This is a genomic window from Ruegeria sp. F12 (assembly GCF_056533885.1).
Map to the genome: position 1 here is coordinate 320046 of NZ_JBQFOV010000002.1, position 19893 is coordinate 339938.

The 19893-nt window shown below is 59.3% G+C and carries 15 protein-coding genes; 10 read left to right on the forward strand and 5 right to left on the reverse strand.

Features of this window, described 5'->3' with window-relative positions; translation table 11 throughout:
* Positions 1 to 93 precede the first annotated feature (93 nt).
* Complete coding sequence (locus tag ACR0CA_RS04270) at positions 94 to 1896, forward strand: autotransporter assembly complex protein TamA (protein ID WP_480548940.1); 1803 nt, start codon at positions 94 to 96, stop codon at positions 1894 to 1896.
* Positions 1893 to 5966, forward strand: coding sequence for a translocation/assembly module TamB domain-containing protein (locus ACR0CA_RS04275; protein WP_480897526.1), 4074 nt, complete (start codon positions 1893 to 1895; stop codon positions 5964 to 5966). The genes ACR0CA_RS04270 and ACR0CA_RS04275 overlap by 4 nt, the downstream gene beginning before the upstream one ends.
* On the opposite strand, the gene ACR0CA_RS04280 is transcribed toward ACR0CA_RS04275, so the two are convergent.
* The 4 genes from ACR0CA_RS04280 to ACR0CA_RS04295 form a co-directional block, all read right to left on the reverse strand.
* Positions 5960 to 6469: a thioesterase family protein gene (locus ACR0CA_RS04280; protein ID WP_480897527.1), complete on the reverse strand. Its 510-nt coding sequence runs from the start codon at positions 6467 to 6469 to the stop codon at positions 5960 to 5962. The two genes, ACR0CA_RS04275 and ACR0CA_RS04280, sit on opposite strands and share 7 nt — an antisense overlap.
* Positions 6470 to 6563: 94 nt before the next feature.
* Entirely contained in the window at positions 6564 to 9347 is a 2784-nt protein-coding gene (gene fdhF / locus ACR0CA_RS04285) for a formate dehydrogenase subunit alpha (RefSeq protein WP_480897528.1), read from the reverse strand.
* A gap of 14 nt (positions 9348 to 9361) precedes the next feature.
* Positions 9362 to 11065 carry an NAD(P)H-dependent oxidoreductase subunit E gene (locus tag ACR0CA_RS04290; protein WP_480897529.1) on the reverse strand — a complete coding sequence of 568 codons (1704 nt, stop codon included), beginning with the start codon at positions 11063 to 11065 and terminating at the stop codon, positions 9362 to 9364.
* An 85-nt stretch (positions 11066 to 11150) separates the two neighbouring features.
* Entirely contained in the window at positions 11151 to 12032 is an 882-nt protein-coding gene (locus tag ACR0CA_RS04295; RefSeq protein WP_170782910.1) for a LysR family transcriptional regulator, read from the reverse strand.
* Positions 12033 to 12188: 156 nt separating this feature from the next.
* Between ACR0CA_RS04295 and ACR0CA_RS04300 the strand changes: the two genes are divergently transcribed.
* Entirely contained in the window at positions 12189 to 12545 is a 357-nt protein-coding gene (locus tag ACR0CA_RS04300; RefSeq protein ID WP_480897530.1) for a YybH family protein, read from the forward strand.
* 22 nt (positions 12546 to 12567) lie between these two features.
* Here the strand turns inward: ACR0CA_RS04300 and ychF are convergent, their stop codons facing one another.
* Entirely contained in the window at positions 12568 to 13665 is a 1098-nt protein-coding gene (ychF, locus tag ACR0CA_RS04305; RefSeq protein ID WP_480897531.1) for a redox-regulated ATPase YchF, read from the reverse strand.
* Between the two features lie 193 nt (positions 13666 to 13858).
* On the opposite strand from ychF, the gene ACR0CA_RS04310 reads away from it, so the two are divergent.
* The 7 genes from ACR0CA_RS04310 (at position 13859) to ACR0CA_RS04340 (ending at position 19876) form a co-directional block, all read left to right on the forward strand.
* The gene (locus ACR0CA_RS04310; RefSeq protein WP_480897532.1) at positions 13859 to 14344 is read left to right on the forward strand and encodes an acyloxyacyl hydrolase; all 486 of its coding nucleotides are present in this window, start codon (positions 13859 to 13861) and stop codon (positions 14342 to 14344) included.
* Positions 14345 to 14422: 78 nt separating this feature from the next.
* Positions 14423 to 15214: a tryptophan synthase subunit alpha gene (trpA, locus tag ACR0CA_RS04315; protein WP_170790358.1), complete on the forward strand. Its 792-nt coding sequence runs from the start codon at positions 14423 to 14425 to the stop codon at positions 15212 to 15214.
* A gap of 153 nt (positions 15215 to 15367) precedes the next feature.
* Complete coding sequence (locus tag ACR0CA_RS04320) at positions 15368 to 16534, forward strand: alpha-hydroxy acid oxidase (protein ID WP_480897533.1); 1167 nt, start codon at positions 15368 to 15370, stop codon at positions 16532 to 16534.
* A 248-nt stretch (positions 16535 to 16782) separates the two neighbouring features.
* Positions 16783 to 17436 carry a 50S ribosomal protein L25/general stress protein Ctc gene (locus ACR0CA_RS04325; RefSeq protein WP_480548950.1) on the forward strand — a complete coding sequence of 218 codons (654 nt, stop codon included), beginning with the start codon at positions 16783 to 16785 and terminating at the stop codon, positions 17434 to 17436.
* A gap of 126 nt (positions 17437 to 17562) precedes the next feature.
* Positions 17563 to 18243: an aminoacyl-tRNA hydrolase gene (pth, locus tag ACR0CA_RS04330; RefSeq protein WP_480897534.1), complete on the forward strand. Its 681-nt coding sequence runs from the start codon at positions 17563 to 17565 to the stop codon at positions 18241 to 18243.
* Positions 18244 to 18325: 82 nt separating this feature from the next.
* Complete coding sequence (locus ACR0CA_RS04335) at positions 18326 to 19489, forward strand: serine hydrolase domain-containing protein (protein WP_480897535.1); 1164 nt, start codon at positions 18326 to 18328, stop codon at positions 19487 to 19489.
* A gap of 9 nt (positions 19490 to 19498) precedes the next feature.
* Positions 19499 to 19876, forward strand: a complete 378-nt coding sequence (locus ACR0CA_RS04340; RefSeq protein ID WP_170769922.1) for a DUF2237 family protein — start codon at positions 19499 to 19501, stop codon at positions 19874 to 19876.
* The last annotated feature ends 17 nt before the right edge of the window (positions 19877 to 19893 follow it).

Here is a 19893-nt window from a genome sequence, read left to right on the forward strand (position 1 = left end):
CGCCGTGACTGATGATCTAACTGTTCAGAAAGAGCTGTCACCCTTCTTAAGGCAGCAATATTGCGTTCGATTTTGGGCAGTTGGAGCCAACAGATGCAGGGAAGCAGGCTGCGCTTTTCTAAACCCTTGGTACTGGGCATCATGGCTGCCGCTATGCCGACCGGACTGTCCGCTCTGGAAACCTCGCTGGTCGCGCCAGGCGCTCCGCAAGAGTTGGTGGACCGGATCGAGGAGACATCTTCGGTTACCACCGCAGAATCCCGCGGGTTGGATACTCCGCTGGAAATCCTGTCCGCCGCACTGTCGGATTATCGGACTATCGTCCAGATCATGTATGATGAGGGATATTTCAGCCCGGAAGTCAGCATCAAGCTAGATGGTCAGGAAGCAGCAGAGCTCAGCTCGCTCAGCGTCCCGGCCAAGATAGACCGCGCGGTGATTACCGTGGCAACGGGCCCTTCCTACCGTTTTGGCGAGGCGACCTTGCGACCGATTGCACCGGAAACCGTCTTGCCCGAGGATTTTGCGATTGGCAAACCAGCCTCGACCGGGGCCATCCAGCGCGCGGCCTCGGCCGGTGTTCAGGGCTGGCGCAACGTGGGTCATGCCAAGGCCGATGTCGCCGGGCAAAAGGTGATCGCGCGCCACCCACAGGCCCGGCTGGACGCAGAGATCGACGTCGATCCCGGCCCGCGCCTGAGATTTGGCGAGATGTTCATTCTGGGTGATTCTGACGTCAAACACTCTTCGATCGAAAAGATAGCGGGTTTCCCCTCGGGTCAGGTCTATTCGCCCGAAGAAATCCAGAAGGTCGGCACCCGGTTGCGCAGGACCGGAACGTTCAATGTGGTCGCCATCGAAGAGCGTGAAAACCCGAACCCCGACGGCACGTTGGATTTCGACGTCTATTTCGAAGACCTGCCCAAGCGCCGCCTGACGCTGGGTTTCGAAATAGCCTCGCGCGATGGGATCGACCTGACCGCCACCTGGACACACCGCAACGTGTTCAAACGCGCCGAGCGTCTGCGTTTTGAAGCTGCATTGCGCAACATCGGCGGGTCCGAGGACTTGGATGGCCGGATCGGCTTGCGACTGGACCAGCCAGACCGGCTTGGCCCCGATGACAGCACCTTCTGGAATGCCCTGATCGACCGCCGCAATACGGACAACTACAGTGTGTCAATCACCTCGCTGGCATATGGTGCACGCCGGACCTTCTCGGACCGGCTTTATGCCGAGGCTTCGGCAGGGTTTCAGTTGTCAAACGCGGACGATGCCTTCGGCGACGGACGCAAATTCAGGTATTTCATCCTTCCGTTCCGCGCCGAGTGGGATGAACGCGACAGCAAGGTCAGCGCCACGCGCGGGTTCTATCTGGATGCGCAGGCTATGCCATTTGTTGGACTGTCAGGCACGGAAACAGGTGCCCGCTTCTTCGCGGATGCGCGCAGCTATACCAGCCTTGGAACCGACGGGCGCATCGTTCTGGCGGGTCGGGTGCAAATCGGCTCAGTCATCGGCCCCTCGCTGGACGGTGTGACCCCGGACTTCCTGTTCTATTCTGGCGGTGCAGGCACTGTTCGCGGGCAGCCCTTTGAAAGCCTTGGTATCCCCGTCGGAGATGAGGTCGCAGGCGGCAAGTCGTTTTTGGGGCTTTCGGGCGAAGTTCGTGGTAAAATCACTGATACTATCTCGTTGGTTGGGTTTTATGACTACGGGGCGGTCGATACGACGGCTTTTGTGACCAGCACGGCGAATTCCCATTCGGGGGCTGGTCTGGGGGTCAGGTACGATTTGGGCGGCTTTGGCCCGTTGCGGCTTGATCTGGCTGTGCCGGTTCAGGGTGACACGGGCAATGGTCTGCAATTCTATATCGGGATCGGACAGGCATTTTGATACGACGCACTTCATATACGATTGTCAGTGCCACTCTGATCGCAATCGCACCGCCGGTATTCGCGCAGGAAGACGGCGGCGGCAGTATGCTCGAGACCTTCTTGCAGGACACATTGTCGGGCGACAATCAGAACGTAACGGTCAAGGGCCTGCAAGGCGCGCTCAGCGCCCGTGCCACGATTGAGGAAATCACTGTCGCCGATGATGAAGGCGTCTGGCTGACCATCAAGGACGCCCAGCTTGATTGGAACCGACTGGCCCTGATCCGGGGACGGTTCTCGGTCAATGCGCTGACGGCGCAGGAAATCGACATCGCCCGCGCGCCGGGGGCGACGACAACGCAGGAACCCGCCGCTTCGGCTGAGACACAGCCCTTTCAACTTCCTGAATTGCCGGTTTCCATTGAGATCGGCGAGATTCGGGTGGATGAGCTGGCCTTGGGCGAGCCTCTAATCGGTGTGGCGGCCGATCTGTCTGTCACTGGAAATCTGTCTCTGGCCGACGGAACGATGGACACAAATCTGGACATCACCCGGCTGGATCGCGCCGGGGATGAGATCAAGCTGACCGCTGGGTTCCAGAACGACTCGGGCCAGATCACACTGGATTTGCAGGTGATCGAGGCGTCGGGCGGGCTCATATCGACAGCGCTGAAAATCCCCGACAGCCCGCCGATTGGGTTGACGGCCAAGGGATCAGGCCCGCTGACGGATTTTACGGCCGATATCGGGTTGAGCAGCGATAACCAGCAACGCGTTTCGGGCCAGGTACGCCTGCGCGCGGCTGAAGCCGATCAGGGTATCGCCTTCACCACCGACCTCAACGGCGACCTGACCCCGTTTCTGACCGCCGAGATTGACTCGTTCTTTGGCCCCGAGACCCGCCTGTTTGTAGACGGGCAAACCAAACCCGACGGCGCTCTGGAGGTCTCGGACCTTGAACTGACGACGCAGGCCCTGAGCCTGAAAGGGGAATTGCAACTGGGCGAAGGCAGCGCCTTGCAACTGGCGGCCCTGCAAGGGCGGATCACCCCGCCCGACGGGCAATCCGTGACCCTACCCGTCGCAGGTGGGGATACGTCGATCAAAGCGGCACAGATTTCGGCGCTGTTTGACCGGAAAAACGGCAATCTGTGGGATCTCAGCCTGACGGCCAACGGGCTGAACGCACCGCAAGCCAATCTGCAACACGCGCGCATTACCGCTCAGGGCGTTCTGGATCAGGACGAGGGCTTTGCGGTCAGCGGCGATCTTCAGGCCAGTGTTTCCGGCATTGACCTGAACGATCCCGCCCTGAACGCCGCTTTGGGGCAGCGGATCATATTGGACGGACAGTTCGACTATGGCAGCGATCAGTCCTTGAACCTGTCCGGGTTCGAGCTGATCGGCTCGGACTATGATCTGGCGCTGGATGCGCTGGTCAACGGCCTGAACAGCGGGCTCAGCATCGATGGCTCGGCCGAGTTGAACGCAACCGACCTGTCGCGCTTTTCCGATCTGGCGCAGATGGAACTGGGCGGTCAGATCACGGCGCGGGTCGAGGGCAAAGGATCCCCGCTTGATGGCAGCTTTGACGGCAAACTGACCGTTGAGGGGGCCGACCTGTCGACTGGGCGCGAGGATATCGACCCGATTATCACCGGCAACACCACCGTCACGCTGGACGGTCAGCGGGGGGCGGACGGCATCACGGTGCGTACCTTCGCTCTGGACAGTTCCGCCGCGCAGGTCGAGGCCAGTGGCAACGTCACGACACCAGATGGAAATCTGACAATTGACGGGCAGGCAAAAGTCAACGCCCCGGATCTGTCGGTCTTTTCCGGGTTGGCCCAACATGATCTGGGCGGCTCTGTCCGGGCCGAGTTCGCGGGCCAGGGCACCGCGCAAACACAAGAATTCGACGGTACGCTCAACATCGTCGCGCGCGATCTACAGACCGGCTTGGCCGATTACGATCCGTTGCTGACCGGGCAAACCACGATTCTGTGGGATGGCGCGCGTTCGCTCGACAAGATTGAAATTCGCAAAGCAACCGTGAACGGCACAGCGCTGCGTGCGCAGGTACAGGCGACGGTCAACAACCCAACGGACGCGCCTTCGGGTGAAGGGACGGTGCAGTTGGTCGTGCCCGACCTGTCGCTTTTCTCGGGCATTGCGGATCGGGAACTGACCGGTGCTGTCAACGCCAATTTGACGGGCAGCGGCGACCTATCGAGCCGCGCTTTTGATGTGCAAGGTGATGTGGATGCCGACAATATCCAGATTGGAATGGACCTTGTGGACCGCCTAATTCAGGGCCGCACGACCCTGTCTGTGGACGCCCAAAACAGCGACGAAGGCTTGGATGTCAGAACCTTTCGCCTGAAGGGCACCGCAATCTCGGCCGATGCGTCGGGCAAGGTGGCGCGTCAGTCGGGCGGGCTGAATTATTCGGTTCAGCTGGATGACCTAGCGCGGATCACGAACATCCTGTCAGGGCCGCTAACATTGACCGGCAATGTCGCACCCACCGCGGATGGCGTCGAAGGCACGACAACCCTGAGTGGTCCCGACAGCTCCTACGCGTCATTGATCGGGTCGGTAGACGCGGACGGTTCGGCGGATTTTGACTTTGACGCCAAGCTCAACCGGATCGAGCGGTTCCTGCCAGAGTTCCCTGGCTCAGTCGCCACAAGCGGCACGGCAAAGCGGCAGAACGGGGTCTGGACCATCGATTCCAACACCGAAGGTCCGGCACAAATTAACAGCACTTTGTCGGGTACGTTCGATGAAACCTCGGGCGAAGCCGATTTGAAGGCCGTGGGCGGTGTCAATATCGGCATCGCGAACCTGTTCATCTCGCCCAACAAGATCGACGGCACGGCCCAGTTTGACGTGGCGCTCAAGGGCAAGCCCGCGCTGGATGCGCTGAGCGGGACAATCACCACCAACGGCACCTCGCTGGCGCTGCCAACCGCAGGACAGACCTTCACCGGGATCGACGGAACGGTAACATTAGCGCAAAGCCGAGCAACCATTGCGATAACCGGCGGCCCGCGCTCGGGTGGCAGTTTCAACGTGTCCGGACCGATTGACCTGACCCCGCCCTTCAACGCCAATGTGACGACGACGCTGAACAATCTGGTGCTGACAGATCAGCTCTTATTCGAAACATCGCTGAACGGTCAGATCGCGCTGACCGGCGCTCTGGCTGCCAACAGTGCCGTTTCAGGCCAGATCAATTTCGGTGAAACCAATATCAATCTTGCTGCGGCGTCCGGCGCCGTAGGTGCCGCGCCGATCCCGAATATCGAACATGTCGGGGAAAGCCCGGCCAGCTACCTGACGCGGGAACGCGCTGGTTTGATCGTGGACGAGGAGGCCACCCAAAGCGACTCGCGCATCGCGCTTGATGTTTCACTGCTGGCTCCGAAGGCGGTGTTCGTGCGCGGTCGCGGCGTAAATGCAGAGCTGGGTGGGCGTTTGTTCATTGGCGGGACAACCAGTTCCGTGGTCCCATCCGGTCAGATCGAGCTGATCCGAGGTAACTTGGACATCCTTGGCCGCCGTCTGGCCCTGACCAAGGGGGTCGTAACCCTGCAAGGCGACCTGACGCCCTATATCGAGTTCGCATCCTCGACCAGCACATCAGAGGGCACCGCGACAATCGAGATCGCAGGCCCGCTGGATGCGCCCGAGGTCAATGTATTCTCAGACCCCGAGCGCCCTGCAGAAGAGGCGTTGGCGATCCTGCTGTTCGGCAACCGGTTCTCGGAATTGTCGCCCTTTGTCATCGCCCAGATGGCCGCGTCATTGGCGCAGCTCAGCGGGGCGGGCGGGGACGCGACCAAAGGCCTGCGCGACAGCACCGGAGTTGATACAGTTGATATCGGCGCCACCGAGGGCGGCGCTGGACGCCTGGGCGCAGGCGCGTATCTGAGCGACAACCTCTATACCGATTTCACCGTGAACACCGAAGGTGACACCGAGGTGAACCTGAACCTGGACGTGACGGATAACTTCACCGTGCGCGGCACTGTCGACGGACAGGGTGAGACAGGGATCGGCATGTTCTTTCAACGCGACTACTGACGGCGGATACCAATCGGCTGACCGACCTGCGGCGCAGGCGTAAGCACCGCGTGGTCGCGCACCATTTGGGCCAACCGGGCGGCGGCCCACTCTGGATACGCCTCAGACCGACCGGTGGTGTGGCTGACATTCATGAACAACGCCTCTTGCGTGGCGCAAACCTCTCCTGTGTCTGACAGCATTTCGGCAAAATAATGCCCGCGCTTGTGATCGGCATCCAACATGCGGATACGAAATGTCAGAGGCTGCCCCTCGAGCACCTCTTGCAGGAAGGACATCTGCGATTGCAGCACATAGGGTCCCTGCCCCAGCGCGTTGACCTGCACCTCACCCAAGCCCAGATGATCCACCATCAACCGCTCGAGCGCCATGTCGAACGCAACGCCGTAGTAGCCCACATTCATATGGCCGTTATAGTCGATCCATTCGGGCAGCACTTCAAAGCCCCGAATCTCGACCGGCGCATCATAGGGGCCGTCATGCCCGCTTAACGGTTCTGTCATCTGCATCATCCTCGCAACAGGGCGGCATGTTTGGACGCACGAACCCTGCTGTCAAGAAAAGTTAAAGGCGGCCATAAGGGCCGCCTTTGTTCGGTTATTCCGCCGCGATAGCGTCTTCGATCTTTTCTACCCTGATGGCCGAGAACTTGAACTCGGGGATTTTGCCATATGGGTCGATAGCCGAGTTGGTCAGGATGTTGGCCGCCGCCTCGACGTAGGCGAAGGGGATGAACACCATATCCTCGGCAATCGCACGGTCGGCGCGCACCATGATGTCGATGCTGCCGCGACGGGTCGTCAGTCGGATTGTCTCGCCCGGCTCGATCCCCATCAACTTAAGCGTTCGGGGGTTCATCGAACAGTTCGCCTCGGGCTCAACCGCGTCCAGAACGTTGGACCGGCGCGTCATCGACCCGGTGTGCCAGTGTTCCAGCTGACGGCCCGTAGTGGCAATCATCGGGTATTCGTCATCCGGGGCTTCATCCGGCGGGATAACGCTTGCCGGGGTGAACTTGGCCTTACCGTCCGTTCGCGGGAAGCCATCACCAAACACGATGGACTGACCAGGATCGGTTTCCGACAGAGACGGATAGGTGATCGTCTCGGACTTCAGTCGATCCCAAGTGATGTTATCGAGCGATGCCATTGTCAGCTTCATCTCATCAAACACCTGAGACACGTCCGTGTAGCCCCAGTTCAGCCCGATGCGCTGCGCTAGTTCAACAGTGATCGCCCAGTCCTCGCGCGCCTCACCCGGAGGCGGCACGGCGGGGCGCACCCGCTGCACCTGACGGTTGGTGTTCGACACGGTGCCGTTCTTTTCATACAGCGCCGAGGCAGGCAGGATGATGTCGGCATAGTTCGCTGTCTCGGTCAGGAAGATATCCTGCACGATCATCAGGTCCAACTTGGCCAGCGCATCGCGGGCGTGGTTCACATCCGGGTCAGACATGGCCGGGTTCTCACCCATGATGTACATACCCTTGATGTTGCCCTGATAGGCTTGGTCGATGATCTCGGTCACCGTCAGACCCTTCTCGTTCGAGAAGTCGTCCGAGTTCCAGACCTCGTTGAACTTGGCGCGAATGCCATCGTCAGTCACGGTCTGATAGTCGGGCAGGAACATCGGGATCAGACCCGCGTCCGAGGCACCTTGCACGTTGTTCTGACCGCGCAGCGGGTGCAGACCTGCGCCGGGTTTTCCAACGTTGCCGGTCATCAGGGCCAGCGAGATCAGGCAGCGCGAATTGTCCGTGCCGTGGATGTGCTGACTGACGCCCATCCCCCAGAAAATCAGACCGGCCTTGGCCTGCGCAAAAGTGCGCGCGACGCGGCGCAGCTGATCGGCTTCGATACCGCAGATCGGGGCCATTGCTTCGGGCGTAAACTGGCGCAGATGCTCTTTCTCCGCTTCCCAGTTCTCGGTCCAGCGGTGGATGTACTGGCTGTCGTAAAGCTCTTCCTCGACGATCACGTTCATGATCGCGTTGAGCATCGAGACATCCGCCCCGGGGCGGAATTGCAGCATTTCATCCGCAAACTTGCGCATGCCGACGCCGCGCGGATCCATTACGATCAGCTTGCCGCCGCGTTTGGCGAATTGTTTGAAATACGTTGCCGCGACGGGATGGTTTTCAATCGGGTTCGACCCGATAATGATCGCCACGTCCGCGTCCTTGATGTCGTTGAACGCAGCCGTCACAGCGCCTGATCCGACGTTTTCGATCAACGCCGCAACGGACGACGCGTGGCACAGACGGGTGCAGTGGTCGACATTGTTATGCTTGAACCCCTGACGGATGAACTTCTGGAATAGATAGGCTTCTTCGTTGGTGCATTTGGCCGAGCCGAAACCGGCCACGCTGCGCGGGTCTTGGTCGCGCAGGGCCACCAGTTTGGAGGCGGCCAGATCCATCGCCTCTTCCCATGTCGCTTCGCGGAAATGGGTCGACAGGTTCGCGGGATCGACATTCAGCCCCTTGGCAGGCGCGTCCTCGCGCCGGATCAGCGGCTTGGTCAAACGGTGCGGGTGGTGGATGTAATCAAAGCCAAAACGGCCTTTGACACACAGACGGCCTTCGTTGGCGGGGCCATTGATGCCCTCGACGTATTTGACCTTGCCGTCCTTAACCTTCAGCGAGACCTTACAGCCCACACCACAGAACGGGCAGACGCTTTCGGTTTCGCTGTCATAATCCTTGCTGTCGCCCTTCTGCTGATCGTCCAGAACGGTGGCAGGCATCAGCGCGCCGGTGGGGCAAGCCTGAACGCATTCACCACAGGCTACACAGGTCGAATCGCCCATCGGGTCGTTCTGGTCGAACACCACCTGCGCAGTATGGCCACGACCGGCCATGCCGATCACGTCATTCACCTGAACCTCGCGGCAGGCACGGACGCAGAGATTGCAGTTGATGCAGGCGTCCAGATTGACGCGCATCGCAACGTGGCTGTCATCCAGCAGCGGGATTTTCTCGGCCTCTTTCGCAGGGAAACGGCTGCCCGATACATCGTTCAGCTTGGCCATATCCCAGAAGTGGCTGGAGGTGTCATGCGCCTCTTCCGGCTGATCTGCGACCAGCAGTTCCATGACCATCGCGCGTGATTTCTCGGCGCGGTCACTGTCGGTCTTGACGACCATACCGTCCGCCGCAGGACGGATACACGAGGCGACCAGAGTGCGCTCGCCTTCCACCTCGACCATACAGGCGCGGCAGTTGCCGTCCGGGCGATAGCCGGGCTGCGGCTTGTGGCACAGGTGCGGAATGGTGAACCCTTGGCCCTTGGCGGCTTCCCAGATGGTCCAGCCTTCGGGCACGGTGACATCTTCGCCGTTCAGGTTGAAGGTGACGGTCTTGTTTGGGCTTGCATCTAGCATGGCTCTGTCTCCCTTCAGATTTCGTCAGCGAAATGTTTGATGACAAGGCGGATCGGGTTCGGAGCCGCCTGCCCCAGACCGCAGATCGAGGCGTCGCCCATCACCTGACACAGATCCTCGAGCAGATCGGTGTCCCACTTGTCGGCCTGCATCAGCTTGACCGCCTTTTCGCAGCCTGCACGGCAGGGCGTACACTGACCACAGCTTTCATCCTCGAAAAACCGCAGCATGTTCAGCGCCGCATCGCGGGCCGTGTCCTGATCGGACAGAACCACCACGGCAGCCGACCCGATGAACGTGCCCAGCGGCTGCAACGTGTCAAAGTCGAGCGGGACGTCGTCAATATGGGAGGGGAGAAGACCTGACGACGGCCCGCCCGGTTGATACGCCTTGAATACATGGCCGTCCGCCATGCCACCGGCGGCATCAATCACGTCAAGAATGGTCGAGCCTGCGGGCAACAAGTAAACACCCGGCTTCGCGACACGGCCCGAGACCGAGTAGCTACGCAGGCCCTTACGGCCATTCTTTTCAACTGAATTCAAAATCTGCGGGCCCTCGCGGCAGATTTTCGACACCCAATACAGCGTCTCGACATTGTGGACCAAGGTCGGGCGGTTGAACACGCCGACCTGGGCCACGAACGGAGGACGGTGGCGCGGCAGGCCCTTTTTGCCCTCGATGGATTCGATCATCGCGGATTCTTCACCGCAGATGTACGCACCAGCACCCCGACGCAGGTCAATATAGCCGGGCGCAACGATACCGGCCTGCTCCAGCGCGGCAATCTCACGGTGCAGGATTTCCAGCACCGCCGGGTATTCGTCGCGCATGTAGATAAAGCAGGTCTCGGCCTCGACCGCCCATGCGGCGATCAGCATGCCCTCAAGGAAAACGTGCGGCGTGCGCTCAAGATAGTAGCGGTCCTTGAACGTGCCGGGCTCGCCTTCGTCGCCGTTCACGGCCAGATAGCGGGTGCCTTCGTTCATGCGAACAAAGCCCCATTTCTTGCCCGACGGGAAACCCGCACCGCCCAGACCACGCAGGCCCGAGGACAGGACGTCTTCCTGCACCTGCTCCCAATCACCGCTGTCGCGCAGTTCTTTCAGCTTGGCGTAGCCGCCGTTTGCTTCATAAGCCGCAAAAGTTTCGTAGTCGGGCAGATGCGCATGCGTATCATCGGCAGCAATCGCGGCTTGGACCTTTTCGGGGGTCGCGTGGTCGATATGGTTGTGACCGATCTCAAGCACAGGCGCGGTGTCACAACGACCCATGCAAGGCGCACGCACGACGCGAACCTCCGACGCATCCAGACCATCCTCCAGCGCCTTCTGCAACTGTTGGGCACCGGCCATTTCGCAGGACAGGGAATCACAGACACGGATCGTCAGCGCGGGCGGAGGCGTCTCATCCTCTTTCACCACATCGAAATGGGCATAAAAAGTGGCGGTCTCATAGATCTCGGCCTGACCGATGCGCATCTCGACCGCCAGAGCGGCGATGTGGTCGGCGCTGATATGGCCGTGTTCGTCTTGAATCAAATGCAGGAATTCGATCAGCAGATCGCGACGGCGCGGGCGGCCGCCCAGCAGGCGCGCAACTTCGGCCTGTGCCTCATCCGTGAACTGACGGCCTTTGGGCGTGTGCCGCCCCTTGCCTTTACCTGACTTCCAGACGCCCTTGGGTGCGCCTGATGGCTTGGTGTCTAATGGTGCCATGATGCCCTCCGATTAAGGCCCCGTGTCTCATCAGACCAGCATATCGTCAAATCTCTTATCGCAATCGCACGATAACGACAGCTTATCACCGCAATGAGGCGACGACGGTGCGCAAAGCCTCGACCGTGGGTAATTCGGGCTCGCGCGTCAGGGTGGCCAGACAAATCGGTTTGCTGACAACAGGATCGACCAGCGGCAGCACCTTGGTGCCCCGCAAATCGCCCAAAGCACGCACCAGAACGCGCGGAACAACAGTGGCTGCCAGCCCCTCGCGCGCCATGACCATCGAGGCGGTAAAGCCGCTGGTTTCCGCCACCACATGCGGATGCAGGCCCTGTTCGGCGAATATTCGATCCAGAATGCGGCGGTTCTGCATCTGCGGCTCAAGCAGGCTGATCGGAAATTCGGCCACCTGCGCCCATGGGATCGGACCCGTCTGTTCGGTCATATGCGAGGGCACAAGCAGCACATAGGTTTCCTCGTACAGAGGCTGCACTTGCCGCAGATCGGTGCCAATGCTGTCGCCATAGGTGATGCCCGCGTCCAGACTTCCCTCATCCAGCCGGTGCTGAATGGCGCTGGCCGACATGGTCTCAATCCGCGACAGGATGCGCGGATGCGCCTGCTGCAAACGCTTGATCAGCCGCCCGGTGAAAGCGATCGCCGTCGGAATGACCCCTAGGATCAACGTGCCCGTAATCTCTCCCCGCGCGGCCAGCACTTGTTGCTCCAGCGCCTTGGAATCATCCAATATCCGCCGTGCCCGACGAACCATCATCTCGCCCTCTTCGGTGAGGCCCTGAAACCGGTTGGCACGACGGACGATCGAGACACCCAACCGGTCCTCAAGATTGCGGATGCGCATCGAGAACGCGGGCTGCGATATCCCGCATTCCTCAGCTGCCTTGGCGAAATGTTGGTGTCGCGCAAGGGCGCTAAGGAGTTGGAGGTCGCGGATTTCGATCATATTCGAGTTTTCCAATAACGGGCCGACGACCACTTTAGCCGTATTGACCTGCGGGAAAAGCACCGTCTGCAGGCGAGCATACCTTTGAACGCATTCTTGTCTTACTCAAGAAACTCGCCTGTAATACACGGCAAGGGCAACACGGAGAGGCTTCGGATGACCGCAGTAGAAGTTTTTCAGAAATTGTATGACAAGTATGTTGATTGCTATCGGTTAAAAGATGCAACTGGTTGTGCGTCATTCTTTATGGATGACGCACAACTATTTTCGCCCTACGGCTCTGCAGCCAAAGGCCGAAAGGCTATAGAAGCTACCCATTCTGAATGGGTTGAGGAAGGTGGCGAGGACAAAATCGTTACGGTTGTTCAGGCCGGCATCGACGGTCAAATCGGCTGGTGCCTTGTCCACTTTAGTGAAGGGACGACCGGTCACGGGACATCCCTTAACGTTTTGTACCGGCAACCTGACGGCGGGTGGCTGATCAGCCATTGCAGCCTGAACGAAACGCTCTGATACGGACGTTTGCCAGACGGGCTCAGTTGTTAAACAAAAAGTGCATCACATCGCCGTCCTTGACGATGTAGCCCTTGCCCTCGGCGCGCATCTTGCCTGCCTCCTTGGCTCCTTGCTCGCCATTAGCGGCGATGTAGTCGTCATAGGCGATGGTCTCGGCCCGAATGAAGCCCTTTTCGAAATCACCATGGATCACGCCAGCCGCCTGCGGTGCCGCGGTGCCGGTGCGGATGGTCCAGGCTCGGGCCTCTTTCGGGCCGACGGTGAAATAGGTTTCCAGCTTGAGCAGGTCGTAACCGGCGCGGATCAGACGGTCGAGGCCGGGTTCTTCCAAACCCATCTCGGTCAGAAACATCTCGGCTTCGTCTGCTTCCAGCAGGCTAATCTCTTCTTCGATCTTGGCGCTGATGATGACGTGAGAATTGCCCTGCGCGGCAGCCATTTCAGCGACCTTGGCGGAATATTCATTGCCCTCGGAAGCTTCTTCTTCGGATACGTTGCAGACATACAGAACCGGTTTGGTGGTCAGCAGTTGCAGCATCTTCCACGCCTTGGCGTCCTCGGCCGTAACCTCAACCAGCCGCGCGGGTTTACCGCTTTCCAGCATAGCCTGCGCTTCGGCCAGCAGGCGGTCTTGTTGCTGCGCCTCTTTATCGTTGCCCTTCAGCTTGCGCACCAGATTGGCTCGGCGCTTTTCGATGCTTTCCAGATCGGCCAGCATCAGTTCGGTCTCGATCGTGTCAGCATCAGCCACCGGGTCGACACGGCCATCCACATGGGTCACATCGCCATCTTCGAAACAGCGCAACACATGGGCGATCGCGTCGGTTTCACGGATATTGGCCAGAAACTGATTGCCCAGCCCCTCGCCCTTTGACGCCCCCTTCACCAGACCAGCGATGTCCACGAAGGTCATGCGCGTCGGGATGATTTGCTTCGAGAACGCAATTGCCGCCAGCTTGTCCAAGCGCTCGTCCGGCACGGCCACGTCGCCCACATTCGGCTCGATGGTGCAGAACGGGAAATTCGCCGCTTGCGCCGCGGCAGTCTTGGTCAGCGCGTTGAACAAGGTCGACTTGCCCACATTCGGCAGACCCACGATTCCCATTTTAAAGCCCATTGCGGCCTCCTGAAGCGATGTGACGGCGTCTTCTAGGCGGGTTGTGGAAAATGCGCAACCCAAGCGGTGCAACTGGCAGATGGCCACCGCAGCTTCACTAAACCGTTACGGTATTTGTACTTGCGTGAGTTGAACCGCGCGGGTCATGGTCCCCAATTAGGAATTCACACACAATTAATTGACGAAGAACCCAATGAAAGCGTTACTTACTTCTGTCGCCTTGCTCGTGGCTGCAACCTCGGTACAGGCCCAATCTGTCATCTTTGGCGCGGGTTTTGCGGATTTTTCTAACGGCAACGGCGACGATCAGGGCGTCTTTTCGCTAGAATACCAGCATCGCCCGTTTCACGAAGCAACGCGTTTCAGCGCTGGTCTGGGTGCAGCCCTGACTGTCGACACCGACGGTGACACGCATATCGGCGCAGGTTTGGTGGGCATCTATTCCTTCTCGGATCGCTGGTTCGCTGAGTTGAGTGTGATGCCAGGCTACTTTAACGCCTCTAACGGCGACAATGACTTGGGTGGTGGCTTTCAGATTCGCAGCCTTCTGGGTGTTGGCTATACTTTGGACGGCGGCAACGCCATTTCGCTGGCTGTCACTCACAAGTCGAACGCCAGCACAGAAAGCTTCAACCCCGGCGTCAACGCACTGTTCCTGCGGTATCACTACGGGTTCTAGGCTAATCTGAGCGGTCGGGATTGATTTCCGGCGAAAGTTTCTGCACATCAGGTTCAAACCTGAATGCAAGGACCGCAGATGACCCGTATCGACGCCAAGTTCGCCGCTCTCAAGGCCGAGGGTAAAAAGGCTTTCGTTGCCTATATCATGGCTGGTGATCCCGACTTTGACACCTCGCTTGAGATCGTCAAAGGATTGCCGGGGGCCGGTGTGGACGTGATCGAGCTTGGCCTGCCTTTCACCGATCCTATGGCGGATGGTCCGACCATCCAGGCCGCAGGTCAGCGTGCCCTGGACGGTGGGATGACCTTGCAGCGCACGTTGGACCTGGCCCGTGCATTCCGCGAAACGGATGACACGACGCCGATTGTTCTGATGGGATATTACAACCCGATCTACAGCCGTGGGGTAGATACCTTTCTGGCCGATGCCAAAGCAGCTGGCATCGACGGGCTGATCGTGGTGGACCTGCCGCCCGAAGAAGACGATGAACTCTGCCTGCCTGCGCAGGCTGCAGGCCTGAACTTCATCCGCCTTGCGACCCCTACGACCGACGACAAGCGCCTGCCGCGCGTTTTGCAAAACACGTCCGGCTTTGTGTACTATGTCTCAATCACCGGTATCACCGGCGCGGCCGAGGCCCAGGCCACCAATGTCGGCCCCGAAGTGGCCCGCATCAAATCCGCCACAGACCTGCCCGTCATCGTCGGCTTCGGCATCAACACGCCCGAGAAATCGCAGGCCATTGCAAGCGTTGCTGACGGGGCCGTAGTGGGATCCGCCATTGTCAGCCAGATCGCGGCTGGCAAACCGGTGGCCGAGGTTCTGGATTTCGTAAAATCCCTATCTGACGGCGCACACTCCGCCTGACCCTGCCCTGCTCGACATCAAGACCATGAACCGCGCCTGGAGGCCCCAGTCGCGGTTTTGTGTTAGCGCACTAAAATCCTGCTCAAACCTTACATTGCGACGCGGCATAAAGATTGGTAAACAAAGTGAACCAATCCTACGAAAGCCTGCTTCATGCCCGTCATCACCAACATAGAAGACCTCAAACGCATCTATGAGCGGCGTGTCCCGCGTATGTTCTATGACTATGCTGAAAGCGGCAGCTGGACCGAGCAGACCTTCCGCGACAACAGCTCGGATTTCGATGACATCCGCCTACGGCAAAGGGTTGCCGTCGATATGTCAGGGCGTTCAACCGTATCGCAGATGATTGGTCAGGACGTGTCAATGCCGGTCGCCTTGGCCCCGGTCGGTCTAACAGGCATGCAACACGCGGACGGAGAGATCAAGGCCGCCAAAGCCGCCGAGGAGTTCGGCGTGCCCTTCACCCTGTCCACCATGTCGATCAACTCGATCGAAGACGTGGCAGAGCACACGACCAAACCGTTCTGGTTTCAGCTCTATACGATGAAAGATCAGGACTATGTCAGCCGCCTCATTCAACGAGCCAAGGACGCCAAGTGTTCCGCGTTGGTCATTACACTGGATCTACAAATCCTGGGCCAACGGCACAAAGACCTCAAGAACGGCCTGTCTGCACCACCAAAGCTGACGCCCAAAACCATCGCAAACCTCATGACCAAATGGTCCTGGGGGATTGAGATGCTGGGCGCCAAGCGCCGCGAATTCGGCAACATCGTCGGCCATGTCGAAGGGATATCGGATGCTTCGTCCCTTGGCGCGTGGACGGCCGAGCAGTTCGACCCCAGCCTCGACTGGAACAAGGTCGAAAAGCTGATGGAGCAATGGGGCGGCAAGGTGATCCTCAAGGGCATTTTGGACGCCGAAGACGCAAAGATAGCCGCCAAACTGGGCGCGGATGCGATTGTTGTCTCAAACCACGGCGGTCGCCAACTGGACGGCGCGCTCAGTTCAATCCGGGTACTGCCCCAAATCATGGACGCCGTAGGCAATGATGTTGAAGTCCATCTGGACAGCGGCATACGCTCGGGCCAGGACGTCTTGAAAGCCGTCGCCCTGGGTGCGCAAGGCACCTATATTGGCCGCGCCTTTGTCTATGGTCTGGGAGCGATGGGACAAAAAGGTGTCACCACCGCGCTGGAGGTGATCCACAAGGAACTCGACACAACAATGGCGCTGTGCGGTGAACGCAATCTCAGGGGCGTCGGGCCGCACAACCTGTTGGTGCCCGAAGGTTTCGGGGGCCGTTGGCAAAAGTGATCACTGGGTCAGGGGGCTCCGCCCCCCCCGCCCGTTCCGGGCGCCTCCCCCGGGATATTTTCAGCCAGATGAAGTCTGGATCCGCTCTTCATCTGGCCCCAAATATCCCGGAGCGCGAGGCAGAGCCTCGCAAAAAAAACGATGGCTCGAAAAAGCCCTTTCCAAATCCAATGAATCAAGCTAAGGACGCGGCTTCACGCGGGCATACAGCCTTGGAGGATGCCCGCCCTAACATTTGGAGATATATCATGGCTGGTGAGATTCCTGATCTCGTAGCTCTGGAACGGACGGGGACAGGCAAGGGCGCCGCTCGTCAAGCACGCCGCGACGGCATGGTTCCGGGCATTGTTTTTGGTGGCGACAAAGAGCCGCTGCCCATCAACATCCCGTTTAACGTTCTGTTCAAGCGCCTGAAAGCAGGCCGCTTCAAGTCGACCCTATGGAACCTGAAGGTTGAAGGCCACGAAGACGTTCGCGTCATCTGCCGCGACGTTCAGCGTGACGTTGTCAAAGACCTGCCGACCCACCTGGACCTGATGCGTCTGCGTCGGACCACCAAGATCGCGCTGTTCATCCCCGTTGAATTCGTCAACGAAGACGAAGCGCCCGGCATCAAGAAGGGCGGCGTTCTGACGGTTGTCCGTCCCGAGGTTGAGCTGGTCTGCACCGCTGGTGACATTCCTGAGAAGATCACCATTGATCTGACCGGTCTGAACATCAACGACGTTGTCACCATCTCGTCAGTTGACCTGCCCGCAGGCACCAAGCCGACCATTGACCGTGACTTCGTGATCGCCAACATCTCGGCCCCGACCGGCCTGTCGTCCAGCGATGATGAGGAAGGCGAAGAAGTGGCCGCGGATGAGGTTGAAGTCGTCGGCCAGGACGCAACCGAAGAATAAACCCAGACCCGGTGTTTGGAGTTTGAAGCGGGGCCTGATCCAGGCCCCGTTTTCTTTTGCCCTGTGGGCTGGAAAGCAGGGGGCAAACCGTGGCATCAACTTGTAGCATCAGACAAGGGCGCGCTTATGAAACTGTTTGTCGGATTGGGGAACCCCGGATCGAAATATGCTCGCAACCGGCACAATATCGGCTTTATGGCCGTGGACCGGATTGCCGAAGATCACAATTTCGGTCCCTGGAAATCCAAGTTTCAGGCCGAGATTGCCGAAGGTCGTCTTGGCCGAGAAAAGGTTTTGCTGATCAAGCCGCAAACATTCATGAACCGCTCGGGCCAGTCCGTGGGCGAGGCGATGCGGTTCTACAAGCTGGACTCAACCGACGTGACTGTTTTCCATGACGAGTTGGACCTTGCCCCTGGCAAAGTGCGCGTCAAGGCAGGCGGCGGGCACGCGGGGCACAATGGACTGCGGTCAATCCACGAACATATCAGCCCGGCCTATGACCGTGTGCGCCTTGGGATCGGGCATCCGGGGCGGAAAGAGATGGTCTCGCCCTATGTTCTGGGCGACTTCGCCAAGGCTGATACCGACTGGTTGGATGATGTGCTACGCGGTGTCTCGGATGGTGCAGGGCATCTGGCCGATGGTGACGGTGGCAAGTTCATGAACGCGGTTGCCATGCGCACCGCGCCGCCGCGATCGTCGAAAACTGCAGACAAAGCGCAAAAACCTGCGCCCCAACCAAGCCCGGAACCACAGGTTGATGACCGCTCGGCGATGCAGAAACTGCTGGATAAGTTCAAATAGCCCCTTAGCTCTTGCCGTAACGTCCTGATTGCAGATGGCTGCCGCACGCGGTCCAATGCGGCACGTCTATGGGAGGAGACATATGAGATCACTGCTGAAGTGGATGTTGCGCGTCGCCTTGATGCTGGCGCTAGCCGCAATCGTTGTCGGGGTCTGGAAGCGCGAAGAAATTCAGCGGCTCATGGCCGTGAACTCTTTGTTTGCAGAAGAAAAGATCGTCCACAATTTCTCTCATATGGATGAGGCGTTTCTAACGGTCGCCCTGCCCCGTGGTAACGGCCCAACCAGCGAATTGCCCTATGGCGCTGGATTCGACCTGCCCGAGGGCACCGATCAATGGATCGAGGACCGGGCGGTGACGTCCCTGCTGGTGATGCAGGATGGCGAAATCCGGTTTGAGGAATATTACCTGGGCACCGGTCCCGACGATCACCGGATTTCGTGGTCGGTTGCGAAAAGCTATCTATCGGCCCTGTTCGGCATCCTGCTGGCCGAAGGCGCGATCGGGTCGCTGGACGATCCGGTGGTGCAATATGCGCCCAAGCTGGCGGGAACGGCCTATGATGGCGCAACGGTCCGCAACGTGCTGAACATGGCAAGCGGCGTCACCTTTAACGAAGACTATTTCGACCCGAACTCCGATATCAATCGGATGGGTCGCGTGGTGGCCTTGGGTGGTGAGTTGGACGATTTCGCGGCCTCGTTGCAGGACACTTTCGTAGAACCCGGCGAGCAATGGCAATACGTGTCCATCGACACACATGTCATTGGCATGGTGATCCGAGGGGCGACCGGGCGCAGCGTCTCGGATCTGTTGACCGAAAAGATCGTTCAGCCGCTAGGTCTGGAACAGGATGGTTACTATGTGGCAGACGGTGCCGGAGTGGCCTTTGTGTTGGGTGGGCTGAACTTTACCACCCGTGATTTCGCCCGCTTTGGGCAAATGATCCTACAAAATGGCACCTATGGGGGGCAGCAACTGGTCCCTGCCGACTGGATCGCCGAATCCGTTCTGCCCAGCGCCCCAACACAGGCGGGCAAGATCGGGTATGGCTATCAGTGGTGGATTCCCATCGGCGCGCATGAGGGTGAGTTTCTGGCCCGCGGCGTCTATGGCCAATATATCTATTTCGATCAACCTCGGGGCGTTCTGATCGTAACAACCGGCGCGGACCGTAAATTCCGCGATGACGGGGTGAATGAGGCCAATGTAGAAATGTTCCGCAGCATCGCGCAAAGCCTGTAAAGTCGGATTATGCAGAAACAGGACAGCATAAATGTACTGGGCGGCGTGCTTGCGCCCTGTTCCCGCGATCCGCTGACCGGGTTCTTTCGCGACGGCGCTTGCAACACCTGCCCCGAGGATCAGGGCAGCCACACCGTCTGCGCTGTGATGACGGCCGAGTTTCTGGCTTTTTCCAAATATGTCGGCAACGACCTGAGCACCCCTCGACCAGAGTTCGACTTTCCCGGCCTCAAACCCGGGGATCGTTGGTGCCTGTGCGCCGGGCGGTTCCTGCAAGCGCATGACGAAGGCTGCGCGCCCATGGTACACCTTGAGGCCACACACCAACGCGCCTTAGAAGTGGTGCCGCTGGATATACTACGCGACCACGCGGCTGCAGGTGATTGAGACCTGGCTGAACCTCT

What these genes read in the sequence shown, in the direction of transcription:
- ACR0CA_RS04270 (WP_480548940.1), top strand. Translation starts at nt 94, where the DNA reads ATGCAGGGAAGCAGGCTGCGCTTTTCTAAACCCTTGGTACTGGGCATC.
- ACR0CA_RS04280 (WP_480897527.1), bottom strand. Translation starts at nt 6,469, where the DNA reads ATGACAGAACCGTTAAGCGGGCATGACGGCCCCTATGATGCGCCGGTC.
- fdhF (WP_480897528.1), bottom strand. Translation starts at nt 9,347, where the DNA reads ATGCTAGATGCAAGCCCAAACAAGACCGTCACCTTCAACCTGAACGGC.
- ACR0CA_RS04290 (WP_480897529.1), bottom strand. Translation starts at nt 11,065, where the DNA reads ATGGCACCATTAGACACCAAGCCATCAGGCGCACCCAAGGGCGTCTGG.
- ACR0CA_RS04295 (WP_170782910.1), bottom strand. Translation starts at nt 12,032, where the DNA reads ATGATCGAAATCCGCGACCTCCAACTCCTTAGCGCCCTTGCGCGACAC.
- ACR0CA_RS04300 (WP_480897530.1), top strand. Translation starts at nt 12,189, where the DNA reads ATGACCGCAGTAGAAGTTTTTCAGAAATTGTATGACAAGTATGTTGAT.
- ychF (WP_480897531.1), bottom strand. Translation starts at nt 13,665, where the DNA reads ATGGGCTTTAAAATGGGAATCGTGGGTCTGCCGAATGTGGGCAAGTCG.
- ACR0CA_RS04310 (WP_480897532.1), top strand. Translation starts at nt 13,859, where the DNA reads ATGAAAGCGTTACTTACTTCTGTCGCCTTGCTCGTGGCTGCAACCTCG.
- trpA (WP_170790358.1), top strand. Translation starts at nt 14,423, where the DNA reads ATGACCCGTATCGACGCCAAGTTCGCCGCTCTCAAGGCCGAGGGTAAA.
- ACR0CA_RS04320 (WP_480897533.1), top strand. Translation starts at nt 15,368, where the DNA reads ATGCCCGTCATCACCAACATAGAAGACCTCAAACGCATCTATGAGCGG.
- ACR0CA_RS04325 (WP_480548950.1), top strand. Translation starts at nt 16,783, where the DNA reads ATGGCTGGTGAGATTCCTGATCTCGTAGCTCTGGAACGGACGGGGACA.
- pth (WP_480897534.1), top strand. Translation starts at nt 17,563, where the DNA reads ATGAAACTGTTTGTCGGATTGGGGAACCCCGGATCGAAATATGCTCGC.
- ACR0CA_RS04335 (WP_480897535.1), top strand. Translation starts at nt 18,326, where the DNA reads ATGAGATCACTGCTGAAGTGGATGTTGCGCGTCGCCTTGATGCTGGCG.
- ACR0CA_RS04340 (WP_170769922.1), top strand. Translation starts at nt 19,499, where the DNA reads ATGCAGAAACAGGACAGCATAAATGTACTGGGCGGCGTGCTTGCGCCC.